This window comes from Flavobacterium sp. LAR06 (assembly GCF_041946075.1).
Lineage (GTDB): Bacteria > Bacteroidota > Bacteroidia > Flavobacteriales > Flavobacteriaceae > Flavobacterium.
Genome location: NZ_JAUTYT010000002.1, coordinates 396,097 through 410,879, shown reverse-complemented (window position 1 = coordinate 410,879; position 14,783 = coordinate 396,097). Strand labels below are relative to the sequence as shown.

The following is a 14,783-nucleotide window of genomic DNA, read 5'->3' as shown; positions in this document are numbered from 1 at the left end:
TATCAGTCAAATCATCAATCAAAAAAAACAATCATGAAAAATTTCACCATTTATTTATTTATTTTATTCTTCTTATTAGTCAATAAAATGATAGGGCAGGAAACTTTTGAGAACAAAGCAAAAGCAATAGCTGTAAGCATTGAAAAAATCACCACTGAGGAAAAAGCAGCTTTAAAAAAAGAAATTGACGAGGTGAACAGTCAATTAATTGAAGGAACAATTTCTAAGGAAGAAGCTGAAAAGAAAAAGAAATCTTTTGCTGAAATTAGAGCACGTAACATCGAAAACAGAACTGCAATAGAGCAGGATAAGTTACAAGAATTAGTTCAGGAAAAGGTAGACGGCAAAATAGATTATAAGAAAGAACGAGGAGGAACAATTATTTTACTTGGCGGAAGCAATGATTCTATTAGACCGAATCAAACAGAGATTAACATTCCTTCTATGAAAGTTTATGAGGGAAGAGAGGCAAAAGTTAAAAGAGAATCTAAAAGAACAACATCTCAATTTGTGTTTGCTGCCGGGTTAAATAGCACGATGGTGGATGGAAAACTTCAGGATTCAAATTACAGTTTTATAGGATCACATTTCTACGAGTGGGGTTTTACATTTAACTCAAGAATAATGGCCGATAATAATTTATTGCATGCCAAATACGGACTTTCGTTAATGTATAATAATCTTCGACCAACAGATAATCGCAGTTTTGTTGTTAATAATGAGGTAACAGAATTAGTGACCAACCCAATAAATTTAAAAGAATCACGCTTTAGAAATGTTTATTTGGTAGTTCCTGTGCATTTAGAATTTGATTTTTCAAAAGATGGCAATTATGAAGGTAAAAGCTATTTTAGAACCCATAAAGGTTTTCGTTTGGGAGTTGGAGGATATGCAGGAATTAATGTAAAATCTAAACAGATTTTAAAGTACGAAGACAATGATTATAAAACGACGCAAAAAACAAAAGGAGACTTTAATACAAACAACTTTATTTACGGGCTAAGTACCTATATAGGTTATAAGGAAACAAGTTTGTATTTGAAATATGATTTGAATTCAATATTTCAAGACAATCCGGTAAAGGAGAATAATATTTCATTAGGTATACGTTTCGATTTTAATTAAATAAAAATTAAATTAGTTAGTAAGGAAAGCGCTTTGAAAAAGGCGCTTTTTTTATGTGACAAATCGATAAATTTCAAGATGGATTTATGTATTTTTACAAGCTCTCAACTTTTAAAATATTTTACGTTTTGATCTCACAAAGTACAATTGATTCTGTTTTTGAAACTGCTCGTGTAGAGGAGGTTATTGGTGATTTTGTCAATTTAAAACGTGCCGGAAGTAATTTTAAAGGATTGAGTCCTTTCTCAGATGAGCGCTCTCCGTCGTTCATGGTGTCGCCTGCAAAAGGAATCTGGAAAGATTTTAGTACCGGAAAAGGAGGGAACTCTGTTAAATTCCTAATGGAGCACTCGCAATTTACCTATCCGGAAGCCATTCGGTATTTGGCCAAAAAATACAATATCGAGATTGAAGAGACCGAGCAAACAGACGCAGAAAAAGCGATAACTGATGTTCGTGAAAGTATGTATTTGGTTTCAGAATTTGCAAAAGATTATTTTCATAAAACACTTTTAAATTCAGAGGAGGGAAAAGCAATTGGGCTTTCTTATTTTAAAGAAAGAGGATTTACAAATGAAACGATTAAAAAGTTTAGTTTGGGATATTCGCCGGAAACCTGGGATGCTTTAACTAAAGAAGCTTTGGGTAAAGGTTATAAATTGGAATTTCTTGAAAGTACTGGTTTAACAATTCCTCGTGAAGACCGTCCTTTTGACCGTTTTAAAGGACGTGTAATGTTTCCGATAGAAAGTATGTCGGGACGTGTTTTGGGTTTTGGAGGACGTATCTTAACGAATGATAAAAAAGCGGCGAAGTATTTAAACTCACCGGAAAGTGATATTTACCATAAAAGTAAAGTGCTGTATGGAATTTTTCAGGCTAAACAGGCAATTGCTAAACAGAATAATTGTTATTTAGTTGAAGGATATACAGATGTTATTCAGTTTCATCAGGCAGGAATTGAGAATGTTGTAGCTTCTTCTGGAACTGCTTTAACGCCAGATCAGATTCGGTTAGTAAATCGTCTGACCAGAAATATTACCGTACTTTTTGATGGCGACGCTGCAGGACTTCGTGCTTCTATTCGCGGAATCGATTTGATTCTGGAAGAAGGAATGAATGTAAGAGTTTGTGGTTTTCCTGATGGTGAAGATCCTGACAGTTTTGCCCGAAAAAATTCTCACGATGATTTAGTAGCTTATTTAGAAGAAAACAGTAAAGATTTTATACAGTTTAAAGCGTCTCTTCTAATGAAAGAGGCCAAAAACGATCCTATAAAAAAAGCCGATTTGATTCGCGATATGGTTGTTAGTATTTCGAAAATTCCGGATCGTATTCAGCGTGAGGTTTATACTCAGGAATGCGCCCGAATTATGGATATTTCGGAGCAGGTTTTGGTAAGCACGTTGGCACAGTTGATTCAAAAAGATCTTACAGAAGCCAATAAAAAGCAAAAGCAGGAACAAAAACCTTTTGAAGTTGTTAGAAACCAGAATCCCAAAAATACTGGTTTTTCAGGAGGAGACCCGGAAGATCCAAGAAATGGACCGCCTGAGGGTTATTTTGAAGAACCGGGATATCCTCAACAACAACAAAATGAAAAGGTTGATATATTATATCGTCTGGAGCGAAAAGTAATTGAAATTTTATTGCTTTATGGCGATAAAACAGAAGAATTTGAAGATGTGCTTTTAAAAAATAATGAAGAAGGGGAGATTGTAATGGTCTCTGAAAAGAGACAATACAAAGTTTTTCAGCGAATTTATTTGAGTTTGCAGGAAGATGAGGTAGAGCTTTCCAATAATTTATTTCGGGATATTTTTACCGATTTAATTGCTTTTTATCATCAAAATGAAAAGTTCAGTCTTGAGCAATATTTAATGCGTTTGCAGCCTGATTTTGCTCAGGAAGTTACGGATATTTTAATGGAAGATGAAAGATTGGCTCTTCATGATTGGGAAGGGCAGAATATTTTTACAAAAGGTAAACACGAAACGATAGCACAATATGTAACTGAAACAGTTATGTCTATGCGTTGGTTTTTAGTGGGTAAAATTATTGAAGAATTAAAAAGCTCTATACAACCTGATAATTCAGATAATACAGAGCTTTTGTCTATGGTAATGGATTACTCAAGTTTAGTTAATTCATTCTCGAAAAAACTCGGAAGAGTAATGTCGAGATACCATTAAATAATTTCTAAAGTCTTCGCTTTGTTAACTAAGTCAACTAAATTAGTAACATTCAATTTAGTCAATAATCTTAATTTGTAAGTACTGATCGTTTTTTCGTTCAGATTTAAGATTTTAGAGATTTCATTGTTTTTCTTACCATCACTTAAATAACGTAAAACTTCAATCTCGCGATTTGACAGTTTTCTGTACAAACGTTCGCTTTTGCTTTGTTTAGCAATTAGAGCCATGTTTTTACGTACAGTCTCGTTGATGATAATTTTTCCTTCATGTACTTTGATAATAGAAAGACCTAAAGTTTCAAGTTTTTCTGTTTTGTGTACATACCCGGAAACTCCTGCTTTAATTGCATTTGGAGCATACATTTGTTCAGCGAGGTCACTAAAAATTACAATTTTTGTTTTTGGGAAGTTTTTCAGGATTGATTTAACTTCAAAGATACTAGAAAGACCTTCTAACTCTAAATCGAGAATTAGGATGTCAATTTCCTTCGTTTGAAGAATATCTCTAACCATTGAAAAATTGCCCACATTGGCAACAATTGAAATTTGATCGTGGTCTTTAAAATAAGACTTAACGCCAAAGTGAGTCACAGGATGATTGTCTGCAAGACATACTTTAATCATAATTTTTACCTTTTTAGAATTGTTTTATCATGTTTTTGGAGCTGTAAAATTAATAAATAAATTCTGTAATTAATCGAAGGTAAATGTTAAAAAGTTTTATTTTAACGTTTTTGGTATTATGCAGACAGGTATAGCATCCATTTTGTGCTTGTTGCTGGTGTTTAATCGTTTATAAATTTCAAAGACAGATTTTTCTCTCCCATTAAAGTTATCTGCCGTTTTTCCTGACTCCGCCGCTAACATGGCCCATTCAAGTTCATCATAACTTGCTCCTAATTGATCCTCATCGGTTCTGTTATCACCAAAAAGTCCATCTGTTGGAGCTGCTGTTAAAATTGAATTTGGAATTGCTAAAAATTCTCCAAGAGCATAAACATCAGATTTCATTAAATCAGCAATCGGACTTAAATCAACTCCGCCATCTCCATATTTAGTATAAAACCCTACTCCGAAATCTTCTACTTTATTTCCTGTTCCGGCTACCAAAAGTCCGTGAATACCTGCTAAGTAATACAGGGATGTCATTCTGATGCGAGCACGTGTATTAGCTAAAGATAAGCTTACCTTGGCTTCGTCATCTGTTTGTGGAACAGAGCTTTTAAAAGCTTCAAAAGTGGCTGTTAAATCAGTTTCTATGCTTGATACGTTTGGGAAACGTTTTTTCAATTGCTCAATATGTTCTCTTCCTCTTGAAACTTGACTTGCGGCCTGGTGGATTGGCATTTCAACACATAAAACCTGTAAACCCGTTTGGGCACATAATGTAGAGGTTACAGCAGAATCAACTCCGCCGGAAATTCCAATTACAAAACCATTTACTTTTGCACTGTTAGCATAATTTTTTAACCAATCTACAATGTGGGTATTTACTTTTTCTGTTTGAATTGTACTTTTTTTAGCCATAATAGTTCAAGTTTTAAGATACAGGGATGTATATTTGCACAAATATTTTTAAGTATGTCTTTATTTAAATTTATGCAACACAAATCTAATTAAAATAAAATGAAAATATATCGCTTTATAGTGGTTCTGTCTCTGTTTTTTTTGTCTTGTGATCAAAAAAGCAAAGTCGAAAAAGAAGTGGAAGAAATTCCGGTTGATATTAAAGTAGAACGTTTTGATAAAGTATTTTTTGAAACAAAACCAGAGGATTTAGTCAAAGTAAAAAGGCAATATCCTTTCTTTTTTCCTGCAGGTAATGATGATTCAGTTTGGCTGCAGAAAATGCAGGAGCCAATTTGGAGAGAAGTGTATGAAGAAGTGCAGAAAAAGTATGCGAATTTTGAACCTGTACGTCAGGAGTTTAATTCGCTTTTTCAACATGTTAAATATTATTTTCCTAAAACTAAAACTCCAAAAGTAATTACTGTGATTGGTGAAATGGATTATAACGCCAAAGCAATTTATGCTGATAGTCTGGTAATTGTAGCTTTGGAATTATACTTAGGGAAAGATCATAAATTTTATGAGTTTCCGAATTATCTGAAGCAGAATTTTGAAGAAAAACAAATTATGCCAGATGTGGTTTCGAGTTTTGCTTACAGAAATATTCCGGCGTTTCCGGATAGGAATTTAGTTTCTCAAATGATTTTTGAAGGTAAACAATTGTACGCAAAAGATTTATTATTGCCAGAATATACAGATGCCGATAAAATTGGTTATATGCCTGAGCAAATAAAATGGTGCGAAGAAAATGAAGCGTATATGTGGCGTTATTTTCTTGAAAAAGAAATGCTCTACAGTGATGATCCTAAATTAACAACCCGATTTATGACACCTGGACCGTTTTCTAAATTTTATTTGGAAATAGATAATGATACACCAGGAAGAGTTGGGGCTTGGATCGGCTGGCAAATAGTGCGTTCGTATATGAAGAATAACAATGTTACTTTACCGGAATTGTTAAAAACAGATAATAAAGAGATTTTCGAGAAGTCAAAATATAAACCTAAGAAATAATGTCAGATACAATAAACTCAGAGATTAAATTCAATATAGAATTAGATGAAAACCGTGTTCCGGAAAAATTAAGCTGGAGCGCGCAAGATGGCGGAGTGCAAGCAGAAGAAGCAAAAGCAATTATGTTGTCTATTTGGGATAGCAAAGCCAAAGAAACGATGCGTATTGACTTATGGACAAAAGATATGCCGGTTGATGAAATGAAAATTTTCTTTCACCAGACTTTAGTGGCAATGTCAGATACTTTTAAGCGTGCAACTGACGATGAGAAAATGTCAGACACTATGAAAGATTTCTGTGACTATTTTGCAGAGAAACTGGAACTGACGAAATAATTTTCAAATTCCAATAATAAAAAATCCCAAATTCCAATTGCTATCTGGAATTTGGGATTTTTTTATTATTGTTGGCTACTTAACCGATCTTTTGTCTAAATCTTTAAATATTTTTTTTAAAGCTCCGGCCATTAATTTATTTGATGTTTTGTAAAAATCGATGTTGTCAATAAGCTTATCTGATTTTTCTGTTGCCCAGACAGATTCGTTTTTTGTTTTTCTTGCAACCCCAACCACATTTTGTGAGTAAATAATTTCCTGGGAATTCAAATCATAAATTTCAACAAGTACAGATGCTTCATTTTTTCCTATTTCATTATCGGTTTGATAGAGCTCGATTGCGAAAAGATCACTTTTGTTTTTCTTTGTCGAAATATTGATAAAAAAATCAAAACCAGTTCCGTCTTTTAGTTCTTTTAGTTTTGTTTTGCTTGGATTTAACGGAATCTTTCTGGTAACAAGTAACCCGTTCACATCATTTATATAGAAGAGACGTTCACCTAAATTCTTTTTAAAAAAGGTTAAAGACTCTTCGGTTAATTTATCTTTAGATTTTTTTGGGCAATCCAATTCGTTCATCAGCCATTTTCCGGAAGTAAAATCAACACCAGATCTTGGTCCGGACGTAAACATATAAGTTTTTGAGGAGCACGATGTTAAGGCGAGGATTGTAAAGATGAAAAAGAATAGTTTGTCGTTCTTCATAAGATATATTTTATTCCAAATGTTGAATTTGGTTTTTTTATTTGCATCAAAAGAATTATTTAGCAACTGGTTTAATGGATTTCTCTTTTATGTCATTTATAATTTTATTGTAAGTGCCTAATATAATTGTAGTCGTAGGTTTATTTGTGAAACTGTTCTCGTCTTCTATTGAGCCTCCTACTGTTTGTGAATAAATTATTTCTCCAAGATTTAAATCATATACTTGTAATGTAACTTCTGCAAAAGACATTTGTTTTTTATAGTAAAAATGATCTGCAAAGTCAAAATCGCTTAAGTCATTTTTTGCATTTTTACATTTAATATTTACATAATAATCGAAATCAGCTCCTTTTTTTAAATCTAAAATTGTTGATTTACTTGGATTAAGGCGAACTTGTTGAGGTAGTAATAATGATTTTTCAGCCAATGAATATTTTACTCTCTCGCCTAGATATTCTGAAAAATCTTTTAAAACTAAATTAGTTATTTTGTCCTTAGCGTATGGATTTGCTGAAATGTCACCGATTAACCATTTTCCGTTAGAGAAATCTATCCCCTCAGTATGTCTTTTACTGATTACGAAATAATGAGTAGTGTTACAAGAAGAAAGGAATAATAAGATTAGAAAGTAAAAAAAAATCTTCATAGTGATAAGTTAGTTTTAAGCAAATATAATTTATTTTCTTTGTTAAGAATTTTCTGCAAATAAAAAATCTCAAATTCTAACTTATAAGTTGGAATTTGAGATTTTAAAAATTGTAATTTATTTTCTAAAATTGTGAGTTGTTTTTAAATACTTCCTGATTTACTTCATCGATATAAGATAAAAGATCTTCTTTTCCAGTTGATTCTGTTGATGAGGTTACAAAATATTGAGGCATTTCTTCCCAGTTGTTAGCAAACATTTGTTTTTTGTATGCTGCAATATGAGAATCAATTTTTGTTTTACTGATTTTATCTGCTTTCGTAAAAATAATACAAAACGGAATTTCGCTTTCGCCCATATAAGACATAAATTCAATATCTATATTTTGAGCTTCATGACGAATATCAATCAAAACAAAAGCACAAACTAATTGCTCTCTGGTTTCAAAATAATCGGTAATAAATTGCTGGAAAACTGATTTTGTTTTTTTAGATACTTTTGCGTAACCATAACCAGGTAAATCAACTAAGAACCAATTATTATTGATTTTAAAGTGATTTATTAATTGTGTTTTTCCAGGTCTTCCTGAAGTTTTTGCTAAATTTTTGTGATTGGTAAGCATATTGATCAACGAAGACTTACCAACGTTTGATCTTCCGATAAAAGCATATTCCGGCAAAAATTCCGCAGGACATTTTGCAACTTCAGAATTGCTGACAATAAATTCGGCGGTTGTAATTTTCATGTTTTTTGTTTTTAAAACCTCCTAAAAGTCGAAAGTTAGATGCTATAAATTCTTTTTAACGAGCCATTCTTCAAGAATTTTGTTGAATTCCTGAGGATGTTCCATCATAGCAGCGTGTCCACATTTGTCTATCCAATACAAAGTTGAATTAGGCAATAATTTATCAAATTCTTCGGCAACATTTGGTGGCGTAACGGCGTCATTTTTTCCCCATATAATACAGGTTTCCACTGTCATTTTTGGTAAATCTTTAGCCATATTGTGACGAATTGCGCTCTTGGCAATTGTTAGGGTTTTGATTAATTTAATACGGTCATTAACCGTTGCATAAACTTCATCAATAAGTTCGGGAGTGGCAATTGCAGGGTCATAAAATACATCTTCAGCTTTCTTTTTGATGTATTCGTAATCACCTCTTTTTGGGTAACTGTCTCCCATAGCGCTTTCGTAAAGGCCAGAACTTCCGGTAATTACAAGTCCTGCTACTTTTTCGGGATATAATTTTGTGTGATAAAGGGCAATGTGTCCTCCTAATGAATTACCTAATAAAATTACCTGATCAAAACCTTTGAAAGTAATAAAGTCTTTTACATATTTTGCAAAGCTTTTTACGTTCGTTTTTAAAATGCTTTGCGTGTATATTGGCAAGTCAGGGATGACAACTTTGTATCCTTTTGTTGGAAAATATTCGGCTACAGCATCAAAGTTACTAAGGCCTCCCATTAAGCCATGTAAAATAACGATAGGAGTTCCTTCTCCAGCTTCATAATAGCTGTATTTGCCTTCTTTTTTGTAGTGTTTGTCCATCTAATTTAATGCCAATTTCAATTTGGACAAATATAGGGTTTAATAAATAAAAATGAATTTTTGGTACCGTTTTTTAACTAGATAATTTTCGTAGAACATCTAAGTGCTTATAAATCAGATTTTAGAGGCGTTTTTGGTGTATTTGCTAAATGTTAAGAAACTTACGGAATAGACATTTTTTTAAGAAAAATGATGCATATTTTTTCCGATTGATTAATGTAATTGAAAATTCAGTAATAATTAGCTAAGGTATTGATTGGTTGTAAATTAGGTGTAGTGGTAGGAAAGTGGTTAAACTTATTAACAAAGTGGTATATTGTGGTAAAATGTGGTAATATTTTTTATATTTTTGTCCTATAACATATTAATTGATTTTTCTTGAACACAATTGTTGGAACATATGAGTGTAAAGTCGATGCTAAAGGGAGGCTAATGATGCCTGCGCCTTTGAAAAAGCAATTGGCTTCTTCTCTTCAGGACGGATTCGTCTTGAAGCGCTCTGTCTTTCAACCGTGTTTAGAATTATACCCGATGGAAGAGTGGAATCTGATGATGCAAAAAATCAACAAGCTGAATCGTTTTGTAAAAAAGAACAATGATTTCATTCGAAGATTTACTGCCGGAGTTAAAATGGTAGAAATTGATGCATTAGGGAGATTGTTGGTGCCAAAAGATTTGGTGACTTTTTCAGGTATTGCTAAAGATGTGGTTTTTTCGTCTGCGGTTAATATTGTGGAAATTTGGGATAAGGATTTATATGAAAAATCAATAAGCGGCGAAGATATGGATTTTGCAGATTTAGCCGAAGAAGTAATGGGAAATATTAATGACGACGACAATGGAATATCATAATCCGGTTTTACTTCATCCTACAGTTGATGGTTTAAATATTAAACCTGACGGCATTTATGTAGATGTTACGTTTGGAGGTGGTGGGCATTCAAAAGAAATTTTGAGAAGATTAGGGCCAAACGGTAAATTATTTGCTTTTGATCAGGATGAGGATGCGCTTGCAAATGCATTGCCGGATGAAAGGTTTACCTTAATTAATGAGAACTTTAGATTTATAAAAAGATTTTTACGTTTTCACGGTGTTAAGGGAGTAGATGGAATCCTGGCCGATTTAGGAGTTTCATCACATCAGTTTGATGTTCCGGAAAGAGGATTCTCTACAAGATTTGATGCCGAACTAGATATGCGGATGAGTCAAAAAAATGATTTAAATGCTTATCGGGTGGTTAATGAATATGAAGAACAGGATTTACGTCGTGTTTTTTTTGATTATGGGGAGTTGAAAAATGCACCGGCTCTGGCAAGAACAATTGTTGAAGCCAGGGAGAAATATCCAATCAAAACGACAGACGAATTAAAAGTAGTTTTGGCAAAATATTTACCTGAAAGAGTTAAAAATAAAATATTGGCTCAGATTTATCAGGCAATCCGAATTGAGGTAAATCAGGAAATGGATGTTTTGAAAGAGTTTATTGAGCAGTCATTGGAGATTTTAAATCCGGGCGGAAGATTTTCAGTGATCTCTTATCATTCTTTAGAAGATAGATTGGTAAAAAGATTTATTAAAAACGGAATGTTTGAAGGAGAGCCGGAACGTGATTTTTATGGAAACTTTTCAGTTCCATTTAAAACTATCGGAAAACTGATTGTTCCTGATGACGCTGAGATCAAAATTAACAATAGAGCGAGAAGTGCAAAATTAAGAATTGCTGAGAAGATATAATATAAAGGTAGAAAAATGAAAGGTGGAGTATTTGGCATATTAAAAGCAAGATTTCTTATAAATGACGATGCAGTTAAAAACTGGCGATTCATTGTTTTTATCATTTTGCTTGCCATACTAATGATTGCCAATACACAGCGATACGAACAGAAGGTTTTTGAAATTGCAAAACTAAACAATGAAGTAAAAGAATTGCGATCTGAGTTTGTAGACCGACGTTCAGAATTAATGAAATTAAAAATGGAATCAACGATATCGGATAAAATGCTTGAAAAACAGATTTTTCCATCGACAGTTCCTCCAGTAAAAATAGAAGTTAAAAAAGAAGAAGAAAAAAATTTCTTTAAAAGAATATGGCAGTAGACGATAAACATATATCCTACAGAATTTACCTCGTAGCAGTTTTCATCTTCGTGATGGCAATTGCTATTGTCGTTAAATTAACCAATATTCAATGGGTTGAAGGAGATTATTATAGAAGACTGGCGAAACAGCGTACAGTTAGAAATTTTGTGATTCCGGCAAACAAAGGAAATATTTATTCGGCTGATGGAAGTTTGCTGGCAACATCAATTCCTAATTATGAAATTAGATTTGATGCAAAAGCACCAAAAACGGAAATTTTCGAAAAACATGTAAAAGCATTATCAGATTCATTGGCTACTGTTTTGGATAGACCGGGAGGTTATTACGAACAGGAGTTAAGAAAAGCCAGAGCGAACAAAAACCGCTATTATTTGATTGCCCGCAATTTGAGTTATACGGAATATGTAAAAATTAAAGGTTTTCCATTATTCAATTTAGGCGCTTTCAAAGGTGGGATTATCGTTGAACAAGAAACAGTTAGAAAACATCCAATTGGAAAAATTGCTGAAAGAACAATAGGTTATGACCGAATCGATCCGGCTACCGGAATTGAGGTTGGAAAAGGAATTGAATGGGCTTTTAAAAGTTATCTGAACGGAAAAGACGGTAAAATTCTAAAGCAAAAAATTGCAAAAGGACAATGGAAACCAATTCGTGATGTAAACGAAGTTGACCCGATTGATGGCTACGATGTGATTTCGACAATTGATGTTTTTATCCAGGATATTGCACATCACGCTTTATTAAAACAACTTCAGGATTATGAAGCAGATCATGGTTGTGTGGTAGTTATGGAAACTGAAACAGGCCACGTAAAAGCGATTTCGAATTTAGGAAGAGCAGAAGACGGATCGTATTATGAAACCACAAATTACGCAGTTGCAGAATCTCACGAGCCAGGTTCGACTTTTAAATTAGTCGATTTAATGGCGATTTTAGAAGATAAAGTAGCAGATACAAGCACGGTTTACGATAGTCACGGTGGAGAAATCAGATACTATGGACGTGCAGTTCGTGACTCGCATAAAGGGGGTTATGGAAAAGTTTCATTGGCCCGCGGATTCGAACTTTCGTCAAATACAGTAATGGTTCAGGCGGTTTATGAAAATTACAAAAATAATCCGTCTAAGTTTGTAAATCATATTAATGGATACGGATTAAATAAGACATTAGGATTGCATTTTAAAGGAGAAGGAAGGCCATATATCCCGCAGCCAGGAGACAAACATTGGTCAGGGACTACACTTCCGTGGATGGCTTTTGGATACAATGTTTCGGTTACGCCAATGCAGACTTTAACATTATATAATGCAGTGGCAAATAATGGCGTAATGGTAAAGCCACAATTTGTATCAGAAATTAAAGAATGGAATAACACCATTAAAAAGTTTGATACAGAAGTAATCAATTCAAAGATTTGCTCACCTGAAACACTTAAAAAAGTAAAAGCAGTTTTGCAGAATGTCGTTAAAAAAGGAACAGGCTCTAAGTTGTATTCGAAAGATTTTCCAATGGCAGGAAAAACAGGAACAGCCATGGTAAATTATAGTAAGGCAGGAAGAGAAGGAATGTATTATGCTTCTTCTTTTGTTGGATATTTTCCAGCAGACCATCCAAAGTATTCTTGTATTGTGGTAGTTCATAAGCCAAATACATCAAAAAATAATTATTACGGAGCAGATGTTGCAGGACCGGTTTTTAAAAGAATTGCACAAAAGATATTTACAGACGCACCATCAACTAATAAAATCAAACAACTGGATTCGAGAATTCCAAAACAGGATTCCAGTTATGAAAAGTATACTACTGAAGTAAATAAAAAAAGGAATCAGATTCCAAATTTAAAAGGAATGCCAGGAATGGATGCGATTGCTTTACTTGAAAATCTTGATTTGAAGGTAAAAGTTATTGGTGTTGGAAAAGTGAAAAAACAGTCCATTCAGCCAGGACAAACTATTAGTAAAAACACAACCATAGTATTAGAATTATCGTGAAAATACTGAAAGACATATTATATAAAGTAGCTATTGAATCTGTAACAGGTTCGACAGAAATCGACGTACACAAAATTGATTTTGATTCAAGAAAGATTGAAGCAAATGATGTTTTTGTAGCCATTCGCGGATCACTTTCTGACGGGCATGATTATATCGAAAAAGCAATACAATTAGGCGCTATTGCTGTTATTTGCGATGCTTTACCAGAAAATATTGAAAAAGGAATTACTTATATAAAAGTAAAAGATACAAATACCGCATTGGCTTTTATGGCAGCTAATTTTTTCGGAAATCCTTCTGAAAAATTAAAGTTAGTTGGAGTTACAGGTACAAACGGAAAAACAACAATTGCTTCGTTATTATTTCAATTGTTTGAAAAAGCAGGTTTTAAAGTTGGTTTATTATCAACTGTAAAAATCATGGTGGATGAAACAGAATATAAAGCAACACATACAACGCCGGATTCTATTACGATCAATTATTATTTAAATGAAATGATCGAAGCTGGTGTGACACATTGTTTTATGGAAGTGAGTTCTCATGGAATTCATCAAAAGAGAACAGAAGCATTGCATTTTGTGGGTGGAATTTTTACAAATCTTTCACACGATCATTTAGATTACCATCCAACTTTTGCTGAATACAGAGATGTAAAAAAATCGTTTTTTGATTCATTGCCAAAAACTGCTTTCGCTTTATCAAATATCGATGATAAAAACGGAACTGTTATGCTTCAAAATACGGTTGCCAGGAAATTTACCTATGCCTTAAAATCCTATGCTGATTTTAAAGCGGTGATTTTAGAAAGTCAATTGTCTGGATTATTGCTGAAAGTAAATGAGAATGAAGTTTGGGTAAAACTGATAGGAACTTTTAATGCTTACAACGTTTTGGCAATTTACGGAACTGCAATTGAACTAGGAATGGATAGTCTTGAAGCGTTGCGTTTACTGTCTGATTTAGAGAGTGTTTCAGGTCGTTTTCAATATATTGTTTCAGAAGGAAATATTACTGCAATCGTTGATTATGCACATACACCGGATGCATTGGATAATGTATTAAAAACAATTAATGATATCCGTACCAAAAACGAACAATTGATTACAGTTGTGGGTTGTGGTGGAAACAGAGATAAAACAAAAAGACCAATTATGGCTAAAATTGGTTCAGATCTTAGTGATAAAGCAATCTTAACTTCTGATAATCCAAGAAACGAAGATCCTGAGGTGATTTTAGATGAAATGGAAAAAGGAGTGGAAGCTCATAATTATAAAAAAATATTGAGAATTACCGACAGAAAACAAGCTATTAAAACCGCTTGTCAATTGGCTCAGCCAAATGATATTATTTTAATCGCCGGTAAAGGTCATGAAACCTATCAGGAAATAAAGGGTGTTCGTCATCATTTTGATGATATGGAAACAGTAAAAGAAATTTTAGATCAATTAAAAAAATAAAGTTTAACCGGTTAATTGATTGTTCGTTTAATCGAATAATTATTTGAATCAAAAACTAAACAATAAACAAAACAACGATTAACCAAAT

Annotated in this window: 15 protein-coding genes; 9 read left to right on the top strand and 6 right to left on the bottom strand. The window is 33.2% G+C overall.

Features of this window, described 5'->3' with window-relative positions; translation table 11 throughout:
- Positions 1–33 precede the first annotated feature (33 nt).
- A complete protein-coding gene (locus tag Q7C23_RS04935) occupies positions 34–1,125 on the top strand; it encodes a hypothetical protein (protein ID WP_375031455.1) in 1,092 nt (363 codons plus the stop codon).
- A 128-nt stretch (positions 1,126–1,253) separates the two neighbouring features.
- Positions 1,254–3,317, top strand: a complete 2,064-nt coding sequence (gene dnaG, locus Q7C23_RS04930) for a DNA primase (RefSeq protein WP_375031454.1) — start codon at positions 1,254–1,256, stop codon at positions 3,315–3,317.
- On the opposite strand, the gene Q7C23_RS04925 is transcribed toward dnaG, so the two are convergent.
- Complete coding sequence (locus Q7C23_RS04925; protein WP_026730588.1) at positions 3,314–3,943, bottom strand: response regulator transcription factor; 630 nt, start codon at positions 3,941–3,943, stop codon at positions 3,314–3,316. The genes dnaG and Q7C23_RS04925 overlap by 4 nt on opposite strands.
- A gap of 96 nt (positions 3,944–4,039) precedes the next feature.
- Complete coding sequence (gene nadE / locus Q7C23_RS04920) at positions 4,040–4,846, bottom strand: NAD(+) synthase (protein WP_375031453.1); 807 nt, start codon at positions 4,844–4,846, stop codon at positions 4,040–4,042.
- A gap of 99 nt (positions 4,847–4,945) precedes the next feature.
- Here nadE and gldB point away from each other — a divergent pair, with 99 nt between their 5' ends.
- Positions 4,946–5,902, top strand: a complete 957-nt coding sequence (gene gldB / locus Q7C23_RS04915) for a gliding motility lipoprotein GldB (RefSeq protein WP_375031452.1) — start codon at positions 4,946–4,948, stop codon at positions 5,900–5,902.
- Positions 5,902–6,237: a gliding motility protein GldC gene (gldC, locus tag Q7C23_RS04910; protein ID WP_375031451.1), complete on the top strand. Its 336-nt coding sequence runs from the start codon at positions 5,902–5,904 to the stop codon at positions 6,235–6,237. The genes gldB and gldC overlap by 1 nt, the downstream gene beginning before the upstream one ends.
- A gap of 75 nt (positions 6,238–6,312) precedes the next feature.
- On the opposite strand, the gene Q7C23_RS04905 is transcribed toward gldC, so the two are convergent.
- From Q7C23_RS04905 to Q7C23_RS04890, 4 genes are all read right to left on the bottom strand, one after another.
- Positions 6,313–6,942: a hypothetical protein gene (locus Q7C23_RS04905; protein WP_375031450.1), complete on the bottom strand. Its 630-nt coding sequence runs from the start codon at positions 6,940–6,942 to the stop codon at positions 6,313–6,315.
- Between the two features lie 55 nt (positions 6,943–6,997).
- Positions 6,998–7,588: a hypothetical protein gene (locus Q7C23_RS04900; RefSeq protein WP_375031449.1), complete on the bottom strand. Its 591-nt coding sequence runs from the start codon at positions 7,586–7,588 to the stop codon at positions 6,998–7,000.
- 124 nt (positions 7,589–7,712) lie between these two features.
- Positions 7,713–8,333, bottom strand: a complete 621-nt coding sequence (yihA, locus tag Q7C23_RS04895) for a ribosome biogenesis GTP-binding protein YihA/YsxC (RefSeq protein WP_026985664.1) — start codon at positions 8,331–8,333, stop codon at positions 7,713–7,715.
- Positions 8,334–8,375: 42 nt separating this feature from the next.
- Positions 8,376–9,140 carry an alpha/beta fold hydrolase gene (locus tag Q7C23_RS04890; RefSeq protein WP_026985665.1) on the bottom strand — a complete coding sequence of 255 codons (765 nt, stop codon included), beginning with the start codon at positions 9,138–9,140 and terminating at the stop codon, positions 8,376–8,378.
- 378 nt (positions 9,141–9,518) lie between these two features.
- Between Q7C23_RS04890 and mraZ the strand changes: the two genes are divergently transcribed.
- The 5 genes from mraZ to Q7C23_RS04865 are packed head-to-tail and all read left to right on the top strand — an operon-like array spanning position 9,519 to position 14,695.
- Entirely contained in the window at positions 9,519–9,992 is a 474-nt protein-coding gene (gene mraZ, locus Q7C23_RS04885) for a division/cell wall cluster transcriptional repressor MraZ (RefSeq protein WP_375031448.1), read from the top strand.
- Positions 9,967–10,875, top strand: coding sequence for a 16S rRNA (cytosine(1402)-N(4))-methyltransferase RsmH (rsmH, locus tag Q7C23_RS04880; RefSeq protein WP_194658082.1), 909 nt, complete (start codon positions 9,967–9,969; stop codon positions 10,873–10,875). Before mraZ ends, rsmH begins: the two co-directional genes overlap by 26 nt.
- A 15-nt stretch (positions 10,876–10,890) precedes the next feature.
- Positions 10,891–11,238: an FtsL-like putative cell division protein gene (locus tag Q7C23_RS04875; protein ID WP_375031447.1), complete on the top strand. Its 348-nt coding sequence runs from the start codon at positions 10,891–10,893 to the stop codon at positions 11,236–11,238.
- Positions 11,229–13,235, top strand: a complete 2,007-nt coding sequence (locus tag Q7C23_RS04870; protein WP_375031446.1) for a penicillin-binding protein — start codon at positions 11,229–11,231, stop codon at positions 13,233–13,235. The genes Q7C23_RS04875 and Q7C23_RS04870 overlap by 10 nt, the downstream gene beginning before the upstream one ends.
- The gene (locus Q7C23_RS04865) at positions 13,232–14,695 is read left to right on the top strand and encodes a UDP-N-acetylmuramoyl-L-alanyl-D-glutamate--2,6-diaminopimelate ligase (RefSeq protein WP_375031445.1); all 1,464 of its coding nucleotides are present in this window, start codon (positions 13,232–13,234) and stop codon (positions 14,693–14,695) included. Before Q7C23_RS04870 ends, Q7C23_RS04865 begins: the two co-directional genes overlap by 4 nt.
- Positions 14,696–14,783 lie beyond the last annotated feature (88 nt).

What these genes read in the sequence shown, in the direction of transcription:
- Q7C23_RS04900 (WP_375031449.1), bottom strand. Translation starts at nt 7,588, where the DNA reads ATGAAGATTTTTTTTTACTTTCTAATCTTATTATTCCTTTCTTCTTGT.
- nadE (WP_375031453.1), bottom strand. Translation starts at nt 4,846, where the DNA reads ATGGCTAAAAAAAGTACAATTCAAACAGAAAAAGTAAATACCCACATT.
- rsmH (WP_194658082.1), top strand. Translation starts at nt 9,967, where the DNA reads ATGACGACGACAATGGAATATCATAATCCGGTTTTACTTCATCCTACA.
- Q7C23_RS04875 (WP_375031447.1), top strand. Translation starts at nt 10,891, where the DNA reads ATGAAAGGTGGAGTATTTGGCATATTAAAAGCAAGATTTCTTATAAAT.
- yihA (WP_026985664.1), bottom strand. Translation starts at nt 8,333, where the DNA reads ATGAAAATTACAACCGCCGAATTTATTGTCAGCAATTCTGAAGTTGCA.
- Q7C23_RS04935 (WP_375031455.1), top strand. Translation starts at nt 34, where the DNA reads ATGAAAAATTTCACCATTTATTTATTTATTTTATTCTTCTTATTAGTC.
- Q7C23_RS04890 (WP_026985665.1), bottom strand. Translation starts at nt 9,140, where the DNA reads ATGGACAAACACTACAAAAAAGAAGGCAAATACAGCTATTATGAAGCT.
- Q7C23_RS04925 (WP_026730588.1), bottom strand. Translation starts at nt 3,943, where the DNA reads ATGATTAAAGTATGTCTTGCAGACAATCATCCTGTGACTCACTTTGGC.
- Q7C23_RS04870 (WP_375031446.1), top strand. Translation starts at nt 11,229, where the DNA reads ATGGCAGTAGACGATAAACATATATCCTACAGAATTTACCTCGTAGCA.
- Q7C23_RS04905 (WP_375031450.1), bottom strand. Translation starts at nt 6,942, where the DNA reads ATGAAGAACGACAAACTATTCTTTTTCATCTTTACAATCCTCGCCTTA.
- gldB (WP_375031452.1), top strand. Translation starts at nt 4,946, where the DNA reads ATGAAAATATATCGCTTTATAGTGGTTCTGTCTCTGTTTTTTTTGTCT.
- gldC (WP_375031451.1), top strand. Translation starts at nt 5,902, where the DNA reads ATGTCAGATACAATAAACTCAGAGATTAAATTCAATATAGAATTAGAT.